This is a genomic window from Amphibacillus cookii, from assembly GCF_016908375.1.
GTDB classification, from domain to species: Bacteria; Bacillota; Bacilli; order Bacillales; family Amphibacillaceae; genus Amphibacillus_C; species Amphibacillus_C cookii.
This window is the reverse complement of record NZ_JAFBDS010000002.1, coordinates 194,848-214,814: the sequence shown is the minus strand read 5'-3', so window position 1 is coordinate 214,814 and position 19,967 is coordinate 194,848. Positions and strand designations below refer to the sequence as shown.

Annotated in this window: 24 protein-coding genes; all 24 read right to left on the bottom strand. The window is 36.8% G+C overall.

Annotated elements, in window-relative coordinates:
* Positions 1 to 4 precede the first annotated feature (4 nt).
* The 24 genes from JOE23_RS04120 to fliE all read right to left on the bottom strand — a co-directional run bounded on the left by JOE23_RS04120 (position 5) and on the right by fliE (position 19,947).
* Positions 5 to 877 carry a MinD/ParA family protein gene (locus JOE23_RS04120; protein WP_204436031.1) on the bottom strand — a complete coding sequence of 291 codons (873 nt, stop codon included), beginning with the start codon at positions 875 to 877 and terminating at the stop codon, positions 5 to 7.
* Positions 864 to 1,988 carry a flagellar biosynthesis GTPase FlhF gene (gene flhF / locus JOE23_RS04115; protein ID WP_204436030.1) on the bottom strand — a complete coding sequence of 375 codons (1,125 nt, stop codon included), beginning with the start codon at positions 1,986 to 1,988 and terminating at the stop codon, positions 864 to 866. The genes JOE23_RS04120 and flhF overlap by 14 nt, the downstream gene beginning before the upstream one ends.
* Positions 1,985 to 4,018, bottom strand: a complete 2,034-nt coding sequence (flhA, locus tag JOE23_RS04110; protein WP_204436029.1) for a flagellar biosynthesis protein FlhA — start codon at positions 4,016 to 4,018, stop codon at positions 1,985 to 1,987. The genes flhF and flhA overlap by 4 nt, the downstream gene beginning before the upstream one ends.
* A gap of 24 nt (positions 4,019 to 4,042) precedes the next feature.
* The gene (gene flhB, locus JOE23_RS04105) at positions 4,043 to 5,125 is read right to left on the bottom strand and encodes a flagellar biosynthesis protein FlhB (RefSeq protein ID WP_204436246.1); all 1,083 of its coding nucleotides are present in this window, start codon (positions 5,123 to 5,125) and stop codon (positions 4,043 to 4,045) included.
* A 2-nt stretch (positions 5,126 to 5,127) separates the two neighbouring features.
* Positions 5,128 to 5,907: a flagellar biosynthetic protein FliR gene (gene fliR, locus JOE23_RS04100; RefSeq protein WP_204436028.1), complete on the bottom strand. Its 780-nt coding sequence runs from the start codon at positions 5,905 to 5,907 to the stop codon at positions 5,128 to 5,130.
* 3 nt (positions 5,908 to 5,910) lie between these two features.
* Positions 5,911 to 6,180 (bottom strand): flagellar biosynthesis protein FliQ, encoded by a 270-nt coding sequence (gene fliQ, locus JOE23_RS04095; RefSeq protein WP_204436027.1) that lies wholly within the window; start codon positions 6,178 to 6,180, stop codon positions 5,911 to 5,913.
* A 19-nt stretch (positions 6,181 to 6,199) separates the two neighbouring features.
* On the bottom strand, positions 6,200 to 6,868 hold the full coding sequence (gene fliP, locus JOE23_RS04090; protein ID WP_204436026.1) for a flagellar type III secretion system pore protein FliP: 669 nt from the start codon (positions 6,866 to 6,868) through the stop codon (positions 6,200 to 6,202).
* A 2-nt stretch (positions 6,869 to 6,870) separates the two neighbouring features.
* The gene (locus JOE23_RS04085; protein ID WP_204436025.1) at positions 6,871 to 7,539 is read right to left on the bottom strand and encodes a flagellar biosynthetic protein FliO; all 669 of its coding nucleotides are present in this window, start codon (positions 7,537 to 7,539) and stop codon (positions 6,871 to 6,873) included.
* 4 nt (positions 7,540 to 7,543) lie between these two features.
* On the bottom strand, positions 7,544 to 7,906 hold the full coding sequence (locus JOE23_RS04080; RefSeq protein ID WP_204436024.1) for a response regulator: 363 nt from the start codon (positions 7,904 to 7,906) through the stop codon (positions 7,544 to 7,546).
* A 19-nt stretch (positions 7,907 to 7,925) separates the two neighbouring features.
* Complete coding sequence (gene fliY, locus JOE23_RS04075; RefSeq protein ID WP_204436023.1) at positions 7,926 to 9,080, bottom strand: flagellar motor switch phosphatase FliY; 1,155 nt, start codon at positions 9,078 to 9,080, stop codon at positions 7,926 to 7,928.
* Complete coding sequence (gene fliM, locus JOE23_RS04070) at positions 9,070 to 10,071, bottom strand: flagellar motor switch protein FliM (protein WP_204436022.1); 1,002 nt, start codon at positions 10,069 to 10,071, stop codon at positions 9,070 to 9,072. Before fliM ends, fliY begins: the two co-directional genes overlap by 11 nt.
* A gap of 28 nt (positions 10,072 to 10,099) precedes the next feature.
* Positions 10,100 to 10,516 carry a flagellar basal body-associated FliL family protein gene (locus JOE23_RS04065; RefSeq protein ID WP_204436021.1) on the bottom strand — a complete coding sequence of 139 codons (417 nt, stop codon included), beginning with the start codon at positions 10,514 to 10,516 and terminating at the stop codon, positions 10,100 to 10,102.
* Positions 10,509 to 10,727, bottom strand: a complete 219-nt coding sequence (locus JOE23_RS04060; protein ID WP_204436020.1) for a flagellar FlbD family protein — start codon at positions 10,725 to 10,727, stop codon at positions 10,509 to 10,511. Before JOE23_RS04060 ends, JOE23_RS04065 begins: the two co-directional genes overlap by 8 nt.
* A gap of 52 nt (positions 10,728 to 10,779) precedes the next feature.
* Positions 10,780 to 11,637 carry a flagellar basal body rod protein FlgG gene (gene flgG, locus JOE23_RS04055; RefSeq protein ID WP_204436019.1) on the bottom strand — a complete coding sequence of 286 codons (858 nt, stop codon included), beginning with the start codon at positions 11,635 to 11,637 and terminating at the stop codon, positions 10,780 to 10,782.
* A gap of 75 nt (positions 11,638 to 11,712) precedes the next feature.
* Entirely contained in the window at positions 11,713 to 12,087 is a 375-nt protein-coding gene (locus JOE23_RS04050) for a TIGR02530 family flagellar biosynthesis protein (protein WP_204436018.1), read from the bottom strand.
* Between the two features lie 10 nt (positions 12,088 to 12,097).
* On the bottom strand, positions 12,098 to 12,547 hold the full coding sequence (flgD, locus tag JOE23_RS04045; RefSeq protein WP_204436017.1) for a flagellar hook assembly protein FlgD: 450 nt from the start codon (positions 12,545 to 12,547) through the stop codon (positions 12,098 to 12,100).
* Between the two features lie 3 nt (positions 12,548 to 12,550).
* A complete protein-coding gene (locus tag JOE23_RS04040; RefSeq protein WP_204436016.1) occupies positions 12,551 to 13,858 on the bottom strand; it encodes a flagellar hook-length control protein FliK in 1,308 nt (435 codons plus the stop codon).
* A 23-nt stretch (positions 13,859 to 13,881) separates the two neighbouring features.
* Positions 13,882 to 14,466: a MotE family protein gene (locus JOE23_RS04035; RefSeq protein ID WP_204436015.1), complete on the bottom strand. Its 585-nt coding sequence runs from the start codon at positions 14,464 to 14,466 to the stop codon at positions 13,882 to 13,884.
* 5 nt (positions 14,467 to 14,471) lie between these two features.
* Entirely contained in the window at positions 14,472 to 14,918 is a 447-nt protein-coding gene (gene fliJ, locus JOE23_RS04030; protein ID WP_204436014.1) for a flagellar export protein FliJ, read from the bottom strand.
* Positions 14,918 to 16,231, bottom strand: a complete 1,314-nt coding sequence (gene fliI / locus JOE23_RS04025; protein WP_204436013.1) for a flagellar protein export ATPase FliI — start codon at positions 16,229 to 16,231, stop codon at positions 14,918 to 14,920. Before fliI ends, fliJ begins: the two co-directional genes overlap by 1 nt.
* Positions 16,218 to 16,979 (bottom strand): flagellar assembly protein FliH, encoded by a 762-nt coding sequence (fliH, locus tag JOE23_RS04020; RefSeq protein WP_204436012.1) that lies wholly within the window; start codon positions 16,977 to 16,979, stop codon positions 16,218 to 16,220. The genes fliI and fliH overlap by 14 nt, the downstream gene beginning before the upstream one ends.
* Positions 16,972 to 17,985 carry a flagellar motor switch protein FliG gene (gene fliG / locus JOE23_RS04015; RefSeq protein WP_204436011.1) on the bottom strand — a complete coding sequence of 338 codons (1,014 nt, stop codon included), beginning with the start codon at positions 17,983 to 17,985 and terminating at the stop codon, positions 16,972 to 16,974. Before fliG ends, fliH begins: the two co-directional genes overlap by 8 nt.
* A gap of 13 nt (positions 17,986 to 17,998) precedes the next feature.
* Positions 17,999 to 19,597, bottom strand: a complete 1,599-nt coding sequence (gene fliF / locus JOE23_RS04010) for a flagellar basal-body MS-ring/collar protein FliF (RefSeq protein WP_204436010.1) — start codon at positions 19,595 to 19,597, stop codon at positions 17,999 to 18,001.
* 44 nt (positions 19,598 to 19,641) lie between these two features.
* Entirely contained in the window at positions 19,642 to 19,947 is a 306-nt protein-coding gene (gene fliE, locus JOE23_RS04005; RefSeq protein WP_204436009.1) for a flagellar hook-basal body complex protein FliE, read from the bottom strand.
* Positions 19,948 to 19,967: the final 20 nt, after the last annotated feature.

Here is a 19,967-nt window from a genome sequence, read left to right as displayed (position 1 = left end):
TGCCCTACCTTTCTGTCATAAATTTCTTTAATTTTGTTATAAAAGTTGATGATGTTTTCTTATTTATATTGATTGAATCCGTTAAGTATTGAGTAGCGATTTGATTAACAGCTTTCGAGGCTTGAGCACGTGAATCAAATAACGTAAACGGAATTTGTTGAACGACAGCCCTTGAAATGACCTTATCATAAGGAATAATACCTAAAGGTGTAATCGATTTCGATAAAAACTGTTCAATAACTTTTTGAAGTCTTTTCATGATCATCTTACCGTCTTTAAAAGATTCACTTCGATTAACAACCAGATAGAAGGGGAGCTCTGGATTTCTTAAATAAATATGCTTAACCATAGCATAAGCATCCATCATAGCAGTAGGCTCAGGCGTCGTTACAACAAAACATTGATCAGCAGCTAATATATAAAATAAGCTATCATGTGTGGCGCCAGCTCCCATATCAAAAAAGATATAATCATAATCATAAGTGATTTGGTCAAATTGTTCTAAAAAATAGTTAAATTTCTCTTCACTCATGCTAAATACTTCTGAAAGTCCAGAACCAGCTGCGATATAAGCTAAAGCATGTGGTCCTTTTTCTATAATATCATGAATAGAAAGATTATTCTCATACATTTGAACAATCGATTGCTTAGCTTGTAAGCCAAGTAGGATGTCAATATTACCCATCCCGATATCAAGATCAACAATAAGTACTGATTTTTCTTTTTGAGCTAAGCTAAGGGCAAAATTTAATGTGAAATTTGATTTCCCAACGCCACCTTTTCCACTTACGACAGCAATTGTTTTAGCATGTTTATGTTTACTCCGTTTTTCCATCTTTTTACGAAGATTTTCAGCTTGATCATTATACATGTTCATCATGTGTCCCCATTAACAGTTCTACTAGCATGCGTGGTTCAGCTTCCCTAATGTCGTCTGGTACATCTTGACCATGGGTTAAATAGGCTATACCTATTTGATAATGGCTGATTAAGTTCAAAATTGCACCATACGACATGGTTTCATCGGTCTTTGTGAAAATAAGCTTTTTCAATGGAATCGCTTGGAATTGTTTGAATATCGAGACGAGATCGTTCGATTTAGCTGTCAAGGAGAGAACCAAATACGTCTCAATATCATGTTCTAAATCGACGATTTGTCCAAGTTCTGCGACGTACTTAGGATCGCGGAAGTTTCGTCCCGCTGTATCAACAAAAACCACATCATAATGCTGAAATTTCAATCTGGCTTTTTGGTAATCTTCCATCGTATAAGCAATTTCTAATGGAATATCTAAAATTTTTGAATACGTTTTTAACTGCTCAATTGCTGCAATTCGATACGTATCTGTGGTAATTAACGCTACTTTTTTTCCATCCTTGATCATGCTGTTAGCAGCGAGCTTAGCAATGGTTGTTGTTTTTCCAACCCCTGTAGGGCCAACAAGATGAATAAATCTTTTCTCATAAGCTATAGCTCCACAGTCATAATTTGCAAAAAAAGATAATAAGTGTGACTTGACTGCCTGCTTCGCCTCTTGATAAGTTAAATCGTCACGATTCTCTTGTTCATAAACGGCTTTTAATGTTTGTTCGGTAATCGTTTGATCTACCTCTTGTGCTAACAAATGGTCGCGAACCGATTCAAAAGCAGCCGGAAAGACTTGCTGATCATCTTCTGATTTTGATTCCATCCATTTTCTTAATGACCTTAACTCTTCCAATACAATCTTTTGCTCTTTATCCTTTGCTTCCTTTTCTGATTTGAACTGGTGCTTGACTGGTGACTTAACCATATGATTTGAAGACCTTCTAACAGGTTCGGGTTCAATAGCTGCTACCACCTCAATATTTCTTTTTTTAAATAGCCCTAGAAATCCCCCAGTATAAATCACTTTAGAATTAAGAATAACAGCGTCACTTCCTAATTCTTTTCTTACCTTTTGCATCACTTCGGGCATTGTCGCTGCCACATATTTTTTTACTTTCATCCGGCGTTCACCACCCCAACACTTTGAACATCTAGATTTGGTTCTAACTCGTTATAAGACAACACCACCACATGCGGAAAGAAACGATCTAGCAATTGCTTCATATACATTCTGATGGTTGGCGAACATAAAATGATCGGGATCTCTTCTTGTAAGGATACCTGTTCGACTTTCTCTGTTACCGAACGAATAATTCGCTGTTGCGAATCCGGATCTAATGCCAAATAATTTCCATGCTCTGTTTGTTGAACATGATCAGCAATCATTTGCTCTACTTCTCCGGCCACGGTAATGACTCGTAATGATTTAGAGCCTTCCGTATACTGCTTTGTGATCTGTGATGCTAATGCTTGCCTTGCATATTCACCAAGTAATTCAGGATCATTTGTCATTTTTCCGAAATCGGCTAATGTCTCAAAAATCACAGGTAAATTTCTGACAGATACTTGTTCGCGTAATAACTTAGCAAGTACCTTTTGAACATCTCCAACGTTTAATGGTTCTGGTGTAACCTCTTCGACTAAGATTGGATAAGATTCTTTTAAATGATCAATTAATTGCTTAGTCTCCTGACGCCCTAATAGTAAATGTGCATGTTTTTTAATAACTTCTGTTATATGTGTAGAAACGACAGAAGGAGGGTCAACAACTGTATAACCTGCCAGTTCAGCATCATCTTTCACTTCTTCTGTAATCCACTTTGCTGGTAGGCCAAAAGCGGGTTCCTTTGTCTCTATCCCGTCAAGATCATCATCATCTATTCCAGGGGTCATCGCTAAATAATGGTCCAACATTAATTCACCTTGTGCTACTTCATTACCCTTTATTTTAAGTTGATAAGCATTTGGCGGCAATTGAATATTATCACGAATTCGTACAACAGGAATGACAATTCCAAACTCAATGGCTAATTGTCTCCTAATCATAACGATTCGATCCATAAGGTCGCCACCTTGGCTTGCATCAACAAGTGGGATTAAAGCATAACCAAATTCAAATTCAATCGGATCCATACTAATTAAATCAACTACATTTTCTTGTGACTTCATCTGGCTACTTGATTCTTCTTCCTCTTCTAAAGCGTGATCAACTTCAATATCTTTAGCAGGACGCTCTAACAACAAACCTCCAAAAATCAATATTGCAGCTATTGCTGTCGTTAGCCAGAAATTAATTGGTGTTAAACCGAACAGGAATATCGTACCTCCAGCAATGTAAAGTAACTTTGGATACTGAAGTAATTGTCCCGTCACATCACTGCTTAAATTACCTTCTGATGCAGCACGTGTCACAATGATACCTGTAGCAGTTGAAATCAACAGCGCTGGAATTTGACTTACCAATCCATCCCCAACTGTCAATTGCATGTAGGTAGATATGGCTTCTTCAAAGCTCATTCCTAATTGAATCATACCGATGACAAGACCAAAAATGATATTTATAAGTACAATGACAATACCAGCAATTGCATCCCCTTTTACAAACTTACTTGCTCCATCCATCGCTCCATAAAAATCGGCTTCTCGCTCAATTTTTTGTCGGCGTTCTTTAGCCTGTTGTTCATTTATTAATCCTGCATTTAAATCAGCATCAATACTCATTTGCTTACCAGGCATCGCATCTAACGTAAATCGGGCACCTACCTCAGATACACGCTCACTACCTTTTGTTATAACAAGAAATTGGATAATAATTAAAATTGCAAATACAACGAAACCTACCAGTGGACTATCACCAATAACGAAAGTCCCAAATGTATCCACTACATTCCCAGCATCTGCTTCACCTAGTATGGAACGCGTAGTAGAAACATTTAAACCCAATCGAAACAATGTTAAAAGTAGTAATAACGAAGGTAAAATCGAAAATTGCAGTGGTTCTGTTGTATTCATGGCCACTAAAATAACGATTAAAGCCAATGATATATTTGTCAATATTAAAATACTTAATAACCATCCAGGTAATGGGATGATTAGCATAATAATAATTGTAATTACAAATAAAAGTACGGATAGATCTTTTGCCTTCATTATTCCCTCTCCTTACAAGCTGTGTTAAGCTTTTTGTTCAATTTGATAGACATAAGCCAAAACTTCAGCTACAGCTTGATAAAACGATTCATTAATAGCTTGGCCAATCTCAACTTCGGCATATAATGCTCTTGCTAAAGGACGATTTTCTACAATTGCTACTTTATTATTTTTGGCTATATCGCGAATTTTAAATGCTACATAATCGACGCCTTTAGCAACAACATAAGGGGCATCTGCTTTTGATTCATCATATTTAATCGCTACCGCATAGTGAGTAGGATTCGTAATGACTACATCAGCGTTTGGGATTTCACTCATCATACGACGCATTGCCATCTGACGCTGGCGTTCTTTGATTTTAGATTTAATCAAAGGATCCCCTTCAATATTCTTATGTTCATCCTTAATATCTTGTTTCGACATTCGAATATTCTTTTCGTAATCAAAACGTTGATACATATAATCAATAATCGATAGGACAAGTAAAGCTAGCGATGCTGAAATTCCCATTAATGTTACTGTAGAACCAAAAAAAGATAACGCTCCATCAAGGTTTCCATGGGCCAACATCATCATCTCATCTTTATTCATCCATAATATTGAGAACGTGACGGTTGCAACCACAGTAATTTTTAGAATTGATTTAATCAATTCAACTATTGCACGAATTGAAAAAATCTTTTTTGCTCCTGAGATTGGATTTATTTTATCCAACTTCATTTGCAATGGTTCTGTCGTAAATAAAAAACCAATCTGCATTAAATTTGAAGCGAATCCAGCTATAATAGCAATACCCATAACTGGTGCAATCGCAAATCCAATATAGGTGAGAACATCAATAAATATGATGCGCAAATGATCAGGACTTAACTCCCAGAGCATGTATTCAGTAAAGATTTGCTGATACAGGCTTGTGAAACGCTCCTTCCAAAAAGGACCAATAATGATAAAAACGATAAACATAAAAAAGAGTAGAACAGCAGTGTTTACATCTTGACTTTTGCTTACTTGTCCTTTTTTCCTTGTATCTTGACGTTTCTTAGGTGTAGCCTTCTCGGTTTTTTCTCCTGAAAAAAACTGCAAATCTAAAGCCAATCTTTGCATCACTACACCCCTCCTAGCACTTGCATAAATACATGCATCATTTCAATAATGTAACCAAAAAGACTTCTAACAAGTCCCATATACAGAACAATAAACATACTAATCACAAATAACGAAACCGTAATCTTTAATGGAATACCAACAACAAATACATTCAGTTGAGGAACAGTTCGTGCAATAATTCCTAAGGCTACATCTACTAAAAATAAGCAGCCAACAATCGGAATCGCCATCTGGAAAGCAATTAAAAACATTTGGTTAAACATCGTTAACACAGCTAGTATATAGCTTTCTGATCCTATGTTGATCAACTGATCAATTGCTATTAGTTCAAAGCTATAAAAAGCGCCATTAATAAGTAAATGATGACCATCTACAGCCAGTAAAAACAATATAGCAAACGTATAGAAATATTGGCCAATCACTGGGCTTTGTGCCCCTGTTTGAGGATCAATAATATTAGCAATAGCAAATCCCATTTGGAAATCAATAAATCCGCCTGCGATTTGAACAACAGTCAAAATTACATAAGCGACCATCCCCAAAATGATTCCAATAAAAGCTTCTTTAAAAACAAGCAGTAAAAAAGTTAAATCAAGTGAAATATCTGGAATATCAATCGTAAACAATAAAATCCAACTTATAAAAATAGCTATACCGATTTTAAATGGATTGGGGATATTTCGATAAGAAAAAATCGGAACTGTAGCAATAAACGCAACGATTCGAGCCAAGATGAGTAGAAAAGCAGGTAAGAGATTAAGATCTATTAATGTTAGCATCACTTAACCTACATATTGATTGAGATTCTGTAGTATACTTGCGGTAAACTCTATCACTCTCGTAAGCATCCACGGTCCAAAGAAAACGAGACCTAATAATACAGCAACAATTTTAGGAATAAATGCCAATGTTTGTTCTTGGATTTGAGTAGTCGCTTGAAAGATACTAACAAGTAAACCTACACTCAATGCTAAAATTAATAGGGGGCCTGCTACCATTAAAACAGTAAGTATGCCACGCTCAGCAAGTGTTATAACTATTTCTCCACTCATCATTACATTCTCCTTCTCACTAATTAAATCCTGATAATAATGATTCCGTTATCAGATACCAACCATCTACCATAACAAATAGTAATACTTTAAACGGTAATGATATCATAACAGGTGGTAGCATCATCATCCCCATTGACATCAAAATACTAGCCACTGTCATATCGATCACGAGAAAAGGTATGAAAATTAAAAACCCCATCGTAAATGCTGTCTTCAATTCACTAATAGCAAAAGCAGGAACAAGGACAGTTAACGGAATATCGTCAATCGATTCAATATCTTCTGTGTCAGTATAATCTAAAAATAAGGCAAGATCCCTTTGTCGCGTATGGTCTGCCATAAAGCTTTTAATGGGTGCACTCGCTTGATCATAGGCTTCTTCTAAACTAATTTCTTCATTCATTAATGGTGACAAGGCTTGCTGATTAATTTCTTGAAATGTTGGTGCCATGATAAAAAAAGTCAGAAACAGTGCAATTCCAACCAAAACTTGGTTAGGTGGCATTTGTTGCGTCGCTAATGATGTTCTTGTAAAAGATAACACAATAATAATTCGGGTGAAACTTGTCATTAATATTAGAATACTTGGAGCAAGTGAGAAAATCGTTAACAGTAAAAGTAATTGAACTGAAGTTGATACAGCTTCAGGATCTGTTCCAGAAAAGATATCAATAAATTCATTCATAATTATTCTTCTTCCTTATCGTTCGCTCTAATTTCTGCTCTTTTTTTCTTCATAGCATCAAGTTCTCCCTTAAACAATGAAGCAAAAGCTTTATCTTCACTTGAACTTTCATCATTATCTTGTTGATTTCTACTTTTCTGTAACGATTTTAACTTCAATTGATTTAAAAAAGGAATCTGTGTCGATCGATCAGTATACTTCTGTTCAATTAATTGTTGTCTAACTTCTTCATCAGTTATCTCTGTCAATAATGAGACATCGTCTCCTACACCTACTAAATACACTTTCGTCCCAATTTTAATTAGCTGTACAGATTTGCTAGCCCCTAAAGAAAGTCCACCCAAACTTTCCAAATTCTCACCTTGTTTACTAAAACGACCTGAGCGATTAAAGAATTTCAACAACCCGTAGATCAATCCAATAATTAAAGCAAGCGAAATAATGATTTGAAAGATTAACACCGCTAAATTGGTTTGTTGGTTCGTCAATTGTGGTGAGAGATCTTCATCATCTTGCTCAACAACAGGTTGTTCGGGCACATCTGTTTCGGGCGACTCAAGTTGATCTTGGTTAAAAAAATCTGATACCGAATCATTATCTGCATTAGCTAGAGTCGGTTCTATATGTGTCATTAGAAAAAGCAATAGGGTTAGTATAACAATCTTTTTCATTCAATCAGTCCAATGCTTTATTAATCGCCTCAATAACACGTTCAGCTTGAAACGGCTTTACAACAAAATCTTTTGCGCCTGCTTGAATGGCATCAATAACCATTGCTTGTTGCCCCATGGCTGAACACATAATGATCGTTGCGTTTGGCTCAATTTCTTTCATTTCCTTAAGAGCTGCTATCCCATCCTTTTCTGGCATCGTAATGTCTAAGGTAACAAGATCTGGTTTCAACTCTGCGAATTTTTCAACGGCTTGCTGACCGTCTTGGGCTTCCCCCACCACGTTAAAACCATTCTTCGTTAATATATCTTTGATCATCATTCTCATAAACGCTGCATCATCAACAATTAATACTGAGTATGCCATCCTATTTCCTCCTTAACTTTTACTTTAACTTTTTCAATCGATCCGATTGACTAACAATGTCAGTGACTCGCACCCCAAAATTTTCATCGATAACAACAACTTCACCTTGTGCAATTAGCTTGTTATTAACATGAATATCAACAGGTTCACCAGCTAGTTTATCCAACTCTAGGATCGATCCTGATGATAACTCTAAAATATCTTTAACCGCACGCTTTGTTCTTCCGAGTTCAACAGTTACTTGCAACGGTATATCTAATAACATATCTAAGTTGCGTTTTTCTGTTTCAGGCAAATTCACCTCTTCAAAAGTCGAAAATGAAGCATTTTGTACATCAGCTCCAGATTGTGATGGCTCCCCGATATTACGAGGTTCACGACTAACTCTCTCCATATTTTGACTTGATTCTTGATTGGGCGTTGCTGTCGTTGATTTCTCCACTTTTTTCGATTCTTGTTTGTTCGTTTTTTCAGTTGGTGCATTCAATAGACCGTCCACCATTTCTTTAGCAAAATGCGTAGGAAGGAGTTGCATAATTTTCGAATCAATCAGTTCACCAATTTTTAGTTGAAAAGCAACTTGAATTAAGATGTCATCCCCTGGAATGTGTTGCTCACTTGATTCATCTTTAACATCAATCATCATAGTAGATGGTGGAGAGATATCAACTCTTTTGGAAAATACAGTTGACATGCTTGTGGCAGCCGTACCCATCATTTGATTCATCGCTTCTTGAACAGCACTCATGTGGATATCACTTAATTCGGTAGCTTCTGTTTGGCCATCACCACCAAGCATTAAGTCTGCAATAATTGCAGCATCATTTGATTTAATCACAAATAAATTAACACCTTCAAAGCCTTCTGTATATTCAACTTCAACCCCTACATGTGGATGTGGAAATTCATCCTCTAATTCATTGCGGCGAATAACTGAAATGGTTGGTGTTGTAATATCAACCTTTTGGTTAAGCAAAGTTGATAACGTCGTAGCAGAACTACCAAAAGAAATATTACCGATTTCCCCTAAAGCATCTCGTTCTAGATCCGACATGATTGTGGTAATGTCGTCATCTTGATCATTACCATTTTCCACAACTTCGTCTTGACCTTCTTCATCCGTATTTAACAATGCATCAATCTCATCTTGAGAAAGCATACCATCATTCATCATCTGGGGACCCCCCTTTAATTTCTTCTAATATTTGTACAGCAACCTTATTTCGTTTATGTCCAGGTTGAACATAATAGAGTGATTCTTGATCAGATTGCATAACTAATGGTTCATCAATCGATTGATTTAAATGTAATACATCTCCAGTCTGTAATGCTAATAAATCATGGACGGAAATGTTGGTTTGACCGAGTATAACTTGTAAATCTATATCAGTCGCTTCAATATTCTTGGTCAAGTTTTCATATTCTTCAGGTTTTCTGTCTTTTTGTGTTTCTGTCTGCATCCAATAATGGACAGACAAACGAGGCATAATTGGTTCTAGCACCACATGTGGAATACATATATTGATCATCCCACTACTTTCCCCTATCGTTGTATTTAATGAAACCACGACTACTGTTTCATTTGGAGAAACCAACTGTAAGAATTGAGGATTGACCTCAAATTCTTCTAACATTGGATCAATTTCGGCGACAGATGCCCATGCATCACGCAAATTATCTAACGATTTTTCAAATAAATTTGTCATAATCGTTGACTCAATTTCAGTCAAATTCTCAATTTTATTTAGACTCGTTCCTTTCCCACCAAGAATACGATCTAACATCGCATAAGCAATATTTGGATTGATTTCAAAAATAATTCGACCATCCAACGGTGCCATACTGAATATATTCAAAACAGTCATCGTTGGTACAGATCTAACAAATTCTTCATAAGGAATTTGATCAACAGAAGCAACAGAAATATGTACATATGTACGTAACTGTGCTGAAAAATATGTTGTTAACAACCTAGCGTAATTTTCGTTTATTCTAGAAATACTACGAATCTGATCTTTCGAAAAACGAAGTGCGCGTTTAAAATCATAAACCCGAACTTTCTTATCTTGTTCTTCTTGCTTCAATTGATTAGCATCCATTTCGCCTGAAGACAGTGCTGATAATAGTGCATCAATTTCATTTTGGGACAAAACCTCTTCTGCCATTGCTCTCACCTCCCATTAAGGAGCTAAATTACTGTACAATTTTACCCACAATGTAAATGTCGGTAATTTCCCCTTCTTCCATTAATTCATTCATTTCATTTTTTAAATTCGTTTCTAGTTCTGATAAACCTGCTTGAATATCATCTGATGTCATGTTAACTGATTCTTTAATTAAGATATTGTTAAATTGAAACTGACGTTTTTCGACTTCATCCCTTGCATCACTATTGTTCGTAATCAAGTTAAATTGAAGTTGAACAAATCGGCCATCTTGTAAATCAACACTTATTTGTTCAGTCGTGTATGAATATTCGATCTGTTCATCAATGGTTAATTCACGATCTGGATCATCTTCATTCACTAAAATGAAGATGATTGCTGCCATACCTGAAATGGCGATAATAGCTAAAACACCCAAGATAATTTTAAAAACTTTACTATTCACTATGTTCACCCACTTTTTCTTGCCAGCTGTTTATACCAGCTGTTTGATAAAATTTTATAGATAGATCTCTGACTTCGTTTTCAGACTCTCTAACGACCAACTTTTTCCCATTCACTAATGTAATGGTTGTGTCTGGAAAAGATTGAATACGCTCGATGTAGTAAGCATTTAATGTAAACGTCTCACCTTTAAAGTTTGTTAGTTCTATCATAATGTTATGGTAGGAGCAAGTTATTGAACTTGCTCCCTCCTCCTATCTATATCTATCGTTTAAGGTTAACCAATTCTTGCAGAATCTCATCTGAAGTTGTAATAATTCGTGTATTGGCTTGGAATCCACGTTGTGCGACAATCATATCGGTAAATTCTTCAGCCAAATCAACATTTGACATTTCAAGCGCACCGGAAACAATTGCTGCTGCACCATCTGATTCTGGTTCAATTAACTGCACAACATCACCATCTGTAATCATGCCATCATTAACCGTTGAGCGATACATGTTTGAACCGACTTTCTCTAAACCACCCGGATTTGAGAAACTAGCCAACATAATTTGTCCAGCTATTTGTGTTTCCTCTGCCTCGTCAATATAGTTAACAACACCATTACCTTGAATACTGAAACTACCCATGTTTTCAGGCAACTGAATTGGCGACGGGTTGCCATCCTCATCATGACCAATTAAATATTGCCCATTTGCGTTAACGATGAAACCATCATCATCTAAATAAAGGTTTCCAGCACGAGAATATAACAGTTGACTTTGCTGCAAATCAATTCCATCACCATCAGCTACTAAGTCCGTTCCAAACACAAACATACCATCGCCTTCAAGTGCCAGATCAAGGGTACGGTTTGTTGTTTGACGGTTACCTTGTGTATGAATATTATCAATTGAGCCAATTTGAGAGCCTAATCCTACTTGCTGTGCGTTAATACCACCTCGGATATCGGTTGGTGCCGAAGCGCCTGAGACGGTTTGACTCATCATATCTTGAAATGTCGTACGCCCTTTTTTAAAGCCTACGGTGTTGACGTTAGCAATGTTATTACCAACCACGTCTAATTGCGTTTGAAATCCTTTCATACCTGCAATACCTGAGTACATTGAACGTAACATTAAACGATTCCTCCTTATAAAGACTACTGTCTCTTTCAATCGACAGTGTCAACGGCCTCCTATGACGGTCCAGCCCTAATCTAAAATAATGGTTCCATTTATATTGTTGAAAATCCGACTTTGCGCCTCACTACGGTTCATTGCGGTTACAACAGTATTATTTTTTGCGCTAACAAGTAAAGTCGCTTCTTCCGTAATCACAAGTGAGTCGGTAATCCCTTTACTTTTTGCTTCTGATACTTGGTTTGCGATTTCCTGCCACTTAGCGTCTGAGATATCAATATCTCGTTCATTTAATCGTTCCTGTGCATGTTTACTAATCTTTAATGTTGATTGCGCTTGGTTAAATAAAGCTTTAAATGAGTCACCCTGTGCTGTTTGCTTTATATGTTGTGACCGGGTATTTGATAATAACGCTTGGCTCGGTATATGTTGAATCCGATGATCCATTTGATCCCCCCTAATCTACAGAAGGTTCATTGATACGTAAAATTTCATCTGTATATATTTTTTGATTGTTCTCTAACTCTATAACAGCGTAGCCTTCTCGTTCACTGATGGCAACGACTGTGCTTGTTGCAAGTTCCTTTGGTTCGATAATTTTACCTGTATCCTCATCTAGTGCATAATATTGGACTTCTTTACCAATCAAATGACTATATTGAATCACAGGTGACATCATTTGGTTATCCACCAATCTTGATATTGAATCATTCATATTAAGCATTTGCTCAAGCTGAGAGAAAGTTGTCATTTGTGCAATAAACTCTCGATCATCCATTGGGTCTAATGGATCTTGATTTTGGATTTGAGCCATTAATATCCTCAAAAACTCATCTTTACCTAGTTCACCACTTGGCGTACTTCTCGGTTGATTTTTCAAATAATACGATGGATCAATTGATGTCATGCTTTACACCCTTTCATTGAAAAGAATATCTTCGAAGCTTGTCTCTGACTCATCTTGTTGATCTTGCTGATGATATATCGCTTCTTGTTCATGCTCATGAGCGTCTTGCTCATCATTAAAGTGATCATGTGGTGATTGTTGTTCGAGTATTAGTGATGAATCCTCTTGTTTTTCAACCACAACATTTTGAGGTGAAAACATATGACGAAGCTCTCTTATGTTAGCTTCTAAAGCTTCTTTAGCCATTTGAGAAGATGCTGTTAATTTAACCAACATTTCCCCATCGATTTCTGTTAACTCAACCATAATGTTCCCCAAGGATTCAGGTGCCAACTTAATAAGCAACTGGTTGGTCCCATTTTTCCCTTGTAAAAATGTGCTTTGTTCAAGTGCTTGTTCTAACTTAGACATTAACTGTTCAGATAATTGATCAACCGTTTCTGTCTGACTATTTAAGTGAACAGCCAATTGTTCAATCGTTGTATGTCCTTGCTGCTGATTAAATAACGCTCCGAAGTTAGATGATTGCTCACTAGCAGGATTGTTATGACGTGCAACGGCTGCTTTCACCCATTTCATAACGTCTTCTGAAGTAACTGTCGTATCTGCTTGATACGTTGTTCTTTGACTTAATAATTCCTTATTTTGATAATTATTAAGTACATGTAGAAAAGCTTTAAAATGTGGTTTGTGCTCATTATCATTAATAAATTGATCTGTTAATGTCGCATCGCTTTGAGCAACCTCCGTCCATTGTTTCAATGACACAAGTAATTGTTTTGCTTCATTCTGGTTCAGTTCATCAAAATGACTAATCAATTGTTCAATTGAATCCTTTAACGAAGAGAAATCAAGCGTAAGATCACTTATGCCTTCTAAACCACTAAAGATCATGCTCAAATCGACTTCAGTTGGAAGGCTTGAAACAGGTGGTTCAGGTACCCATAAGGAAACAAATTGGTTAACGAGATCATCGTCAATTTCTTCAGGCTGTTCTTCGACTAATTTAACCGCCTCAACAAGGCCTTCTATATCAGTAATCGTTTCACCCGTTTTCTCTTGGAACCAAGCGAAAAGATGATCAAGTTCCTCTTCATCCAAAGATTGAAGAAATTCACTCCATTTATCACTATCTGACGCTTCAGCTACCAACTCTTCTTTAGTTGTAAGTATTTCAGACGACAGGGGGGTGGAAGACCCAAGCAATTGCCCAAATGATACGTTTGTTTGTTTATGATCCGCTGTCACTTTAGAGCGAATGGGATCAACAGAAGAAACCGTATGATTAAAAAGTAACGCATTTATATTCAATATTTCACCTCCTTTCAAGTTAATTAATCTAGTAATTGTTCAGTAAATGTTGCTGCTTGTTCAGGATCCATTGCACTTAATATATCTGCTCGATGCGCATCATCAATTTCTTGTAAAATGGCCAAAGCAACCTGATTGGATGAATTTGATAAGATCACAGCTGCGTTTGCTGGATTCATCTCATCATAACTTTCAATAAGCTTTGCTAGATTTTCCACTTCAGTTTCATCTTCACCGTCTTCTTCAATAGAGTCTTCAATTTGAGCAGTTAATCTGACAATTTCTTGATTCAAATGATCAATCTCAGAATTTTTTGAACTCAAATCACTTTCCATTGCAGTTATCTCTTCTTCAAGACTCTCAATCTTACTCTCATATTGACGTTGCTTTCGTTCAATTTCAGCTTCTTCATCAGTTGTAACCCAATTGCTAACAACTGGGATCGAGTTAGCAAATGCCTTTGTTTTCCCAATAGGATCCATACCAAGCATTGACAATACAATGAATAAAATGACAATAGCTAATACTAAAGGAACTAGAATAAGAAATAACCATTGAAGGACATTCGTTTTTTTCTTTTCTTTTTTAGTTGTTGAAGGATCCGCCATCTTATTCACCTATTTCCATAATTGAAATGCTGTCTCGACGACAGCTCGTCCATTGTTTGATTTTCAAGATATTTGACTTTTAATTCTGATCTTTTTTGTTTGTTCTCAATTATTTTTTCATATTTCTTAACTTCAACATGAGCGGTTGTTAACTTTTGTTGCTTTTGCTCCATGATTGAACGCTTTCGATTAACTTCCATTTCCACTTCATATATTTTCTGCTTAATCTGTTCAATAAAGGCATAATGTGTAGCCAATGTTGTCACTGTACCTGAAGATGTTAAATAATAGTTATACTCTTTTTCGACTTGCTCTTTTTTGTATAGTAGTTGATAAAGTTGCTCAGCAATTAATTCGAATGCACTAACAGCATCTTGGTAATCAAGATATGCTTGATTTTTCAACCGTTCTTGGTGGTTAAGAATTTTATGAAAAGCTTTTACTGTTGTCATTATTTAACTCCCCCATGCAAAACCGTTTTCATCAAATCGACCGCTTCCATTCTTGAACATTTTTCATCAACATGTTGTTTTAGGAATGAAATGATTTTAGGTTGCAATTGAATAGCCTGATCAACGCCCTTACTTGTTCCTTTTTTATAGGCACCTATTTGAATCAATTCATAATTTTCTTCATAGGTCGAAAGATATGATCGCATTTGTGTTGCTAATTGTTGTTCATTTTCATTTGTAATTTGCGGCATTACCCTGCTTATCGATTTTAAAACGTTGATAGCTGGAAACTGCCCTTGCTCAGCAAGTTTACGATCTAGAACGAAATGCCCATCCAATATCCCTCTTGTCGTATCAGCAATTGGGTCATTTAAATCATCACCGTCTACTAATACGGTATAAAAGGCAGTAATTGTACCTTGGTCGCTGGTTCCAGTTCTTTCTAGTAATTTAGGTAGTGTTGCAAATACAGATGGTGGATAACCTTTTGTTGTAGGGGGTTCTCCTGTTGCTAAACCTACCTCACGTTGCGCCATAGCCACACGCGTTACAGAGTCCATCATTAAGTTAACGTTATAACCTAAATCTCGGAAATATTCACTAATTGCTGTTGCGGTATAGGCACCTTTTATCCTCATTAAAGCAGGCTGATCAGATGTAGCCACGACTACGATGGAGCGTTTTAAGCCTTCAGTACCTAAGTCTTTTTCAATAAATTCTCTAACTTCACGTCCTCGTTCTCCAATTAATGCGATGACATTAATATCTGCTTCGCTGTTTCGGGCAATCATCCCTAACAATGTACTTTTACCTACACCACTACCAGCAAAAATACCTACCCTTTGTCCTTTACCAACAGTTAATAATGTGTCAATTGATCTAACGCCCAGTTCTATTGGTTCGGTTATACGTGGCCGCATCAAAGGATTGGGGGGCATCTGTTCTGTATTGACATAATGCAACCCTAATGGTAATTGCGACTGGTCTAATGGCATCCCTAATGCATTAACGACACTTCCAACTAGCGGTCTACCTACTTTTATCATAAGTGGCTTGTTCGTCGCCTCTACTAAACTACCAGGGCCAACATCTGTCATTTGACCATATGGCATCAATAGGACATTCTCATCATTAAATCCAACGACTTCTGCCATGATTTGATCACCGTTTGTTGAATGAATATAGCAAACATTACCTATATTAACAGCTGGGCCAATCGATTCGATCATAAGACCCACGACTCTCTTAATTTTCCCATAGCGTCTATACGAATCTATATGATCAATTGTCTCAATATAGCTATTGATGTCCACGGTTGATCTCCTCCATTAGCTCCATTAAACCGGTACGTATCTTATTCAACTGCTGATCAATTGAAACATCTAATCGCGAATATGGTGTTTCAATAATACAATCACCATCGTTCAGTTTATCTGACGGATAAATAGTCAAACTAACATCTGGTTCAAGCACGGACATTAATTGTTCCTTTCGATCCCTTACAAACTCAAATTGATTGGTACTCGTTTGTACCTTAACAGAGGGCTGGTTTTGAGCGTCTTGAATAGCTTCTTTAACCATGTTGATAAATGCATCATTTTCCCTTACTTCATAACCAATAATTTTACTTGCCACTTTCATTGCTAAAGTTAAAATGACCGGTTCACCTTGATCAATAATAGCAACCCGTTCTTTTTCTGCCGTTGCTATTATTTGATCAGCGAGCATTAATTTATCTTTAAACGTTTGTTCTGCCTTTTCTTCACCTTGTTGAAATCCCTCTTCAAAACCGGTCTTTTTTGCTTCTTCTATCAATATTTGTTTTTCTGATAGCCAACGTTCTTGCGCTTGAGCTATTTGTTCTTCTGTTTGTTTTTTTTTCTGATCCATCTCGTGTTGAATATCTGCTAGCTGCTGTTTTGCTGATTCAACTTGATCAACTAAATTCTCTACTTGCTTCGCTTGATCATCTTCTTGATCAATTTCTTGACTAGGGAATACAATTGGTTTTAATCCAATAACTTTTTTCCTTTGTGGAGTGTTATGTTGCTTGTTAGACAATAACATCATCTCCTCCACCACGAGCGATGACAATTTCGCCAACCTCTTCTAGACGGCGAATAGCTGCAACAATTCGCGTTTGCGCTTCTTCTACATCACGTAAACGAACAGGACCCATGAATTCCATTTCTTCTTTAAAGGTTTCTGCCATTCGTGAGGACATGTTGCTAAATACAATTTCCTGAACATCTTCACTAGCCACTTTCAGCGCAAGACGTAGGTCATCATTCTCAACTTCTCGAATAACGCGTTGAATAGCTCTATTATCAAGCGTAACAATATCTTCAAAGACAAACATACGCTTGCGGATTTCTTCAGCTAATTCTGGATCTTGAATCTCAAGAGCATCTAATATCGTTCGTTCTGTACTTCGATCCACACCATTTAACACTTCTACAACTGCTGGAATACCGCCAGTTTGTGTATAATCTTGTGTAACCGTTGCAGAGAGCTTTCGCTCTAGGATTTGTTCTACTTCATAGATGATTTCTGGAGAAGTAGAATCCATAATAGCAATCCTCTTTGCGATGTCAGCTTGCATCTCTTGAGGTAATTCAGAAAGAATTTGCCCCGCTTGCTCATTGTCTAAATACGACAAAATTAGCGCAATTGTTTGTGGATGCTCACTTTGAATAAAGTTCAATATTTGTCCAGGATCTGCTTTTCGAGCAAAGTCAAATGGCTTCACTTGCAGTGATGAGGTTAACCTTGAAATGATATTTTGGGCTTCTTCATTTCCAACAGCCTTCTCCAGTACTGTTTTAGCATAGCCAATACCACCTTGCGTAATATAATCTTGGGCCAATGCTATTTGGTGAAATTGCTCAAGAATTTCTTCTTTCTGTTCTGTTTCTACTTTTTTCACTGAAGAAATCTCCAATGTTAACTTTTCAATCTCTTCTTCAGTTAAATGTTTATATACTTGTGCTGATACATCGGGACCCAGTGAAATAAGCAGAATTGCTGCTTTTTGGCGTCCGGTAAGTTTTTGGTTTGGCCTAGCCATCAAGCTTCTCCCCCTATTCCTCTGAAATCCAAGATCGAAGTAATTTGGCAAAATCGTCTGGTTTGTCTTTCGCCATTTTTTCGAGTTGTTTTTTCTTTATTGCACCTTCAGTTGCTTCAGGCTCTTCAATCTCTGGAACTTCATTAGATTGTTCTTCAAGTTCTTCTGTATAAGCAAACTCATCTTCTTGATTCCTACGCTTACGAACCAACAAAACGATAAGTGCAATCACTGCTACAAGTAAAATACCTCCAATAATATAGACCCAAATAGGTATCCCCGTTGTCGTTGGTTGTTGTGTTATATCTAATCCAGTAAACTCTTGGAAAACAATGGAGGTATTTTGAGTTGGATCAATCTCTCCATAACTCGCATCTACTGATGTTGAAATTATTGAATCTAATATTGAAGCGATCCCTTCCTCTACTTCAGCTTGTTCTGCAGCTGTTAGCAATTCTGGTTCACCTTCATCATTTAATACATGGCTACGGTTATCAACAGCAACTTGAATACCTAAATCTCTAATTTTATAAGGGCTCTCGTTAATATCTCTTTGAATTCTATTAAATTCATAATTGATCGATTCCTGGATTAGCTCATAGTCACCTTCTCCTGCTTCTCCAGCAGGATAATTCATAATATCTTCTTCTCCTGCGCCGACTTCGCCAGCGAAAGCCCCTTCACCAGAGTAAGTTTCGTGAATGGTTTCAATACTAACAGGTAGGCCTTCAATTTCTTCTTCATCAACAGGTTCAACTAATTGTTCAATCCGTTCTTCTTGTGTAAAATCAATATCTGTTGTCACTGAAACGACGACCTTATCGCCACCAATCATTGTACCTAACATTTGTTGAACACGACGTTGAATATCACGTTCGATATCACGTTTGATTTCCTGTTGATTAGCATAGATATCGCCACTAGAAAACTGATTCCCTTGATCAAGGTCATAATAATTAAAGTTTTGATCCATTATGACGATATTATCAGGAGACAGGTTAGGTACAGATTTAGATATAAGATGGTAGAGTCCATTAATTTGATCAGCTTCAAACTGGTAACCAGGTGCGATCGTTAAGACGATCGAAGCAGAGCCTTCTTCTTGAGCATCACTAACGAAGACTTGTTGTTGGGGCAAACTGATCATAACATTTGCCTGTTCAACACCTGTAATACCCGTAATCAAATTTCCTAACTCCGTTTGCATAGCATCAAGTCTCATAATATCGAATTCATTATCCGTAACACCCCAAGAAGTGTTTTGACTAAAAAATGAGTAATCGATACTGCCGCTATTAGGGATACCTTGTGCAGCTAAATCAACAATTAGGCTGTCCGCCATGCCTTCTGGAACATGTATCGTTGTTCCGGAGTCACTGACTTCGTTTTGAATCCCTCGAGCATCTAATTCTTCCTTGATTTGCCCTGCCTCTTGTACAGAAAGATTATTATATAGTGGAACCATAGTGGAACGCGTTGCTAAGAAACTACCACCGATAACAATTAAGAAAAATAATAGAATTGATGATATGATTAAACCTTTTTGCTTTCTCGTCCTTGAGTTCCATAATTCAATTGTTTTGATCCTGTATTCATTCATTTTCTCTTTCATTATGTGCCTCCATACCAAACAACCTTCAAGTGAAGTGCTTTAATTTAAATTTGCATACGCATCATTTCGTTGTAGGCATCTATAACTTTGCTTTGCACCTCAACGGCTAAACTCATAGACATTGTCGATTTTTGTGCTGTAATCATCACATCATGTAAGTCATCTATTTCACCATTGACTAGCATTTCCGTTTTTATATCTGTCTCAACTTGTGATTGATTCAACTGATTAATCGCTTCTTTTAGTTGATTTGAAAATTGTTGTTGTGATGCGGAACGATCAACCTCTTCGTTTGTATGCATACGCGTCGTTGGTTGGATTGATTGTAAAAATTGAAGATTAACACTCATTATCAGTCACCCTCTCTTTA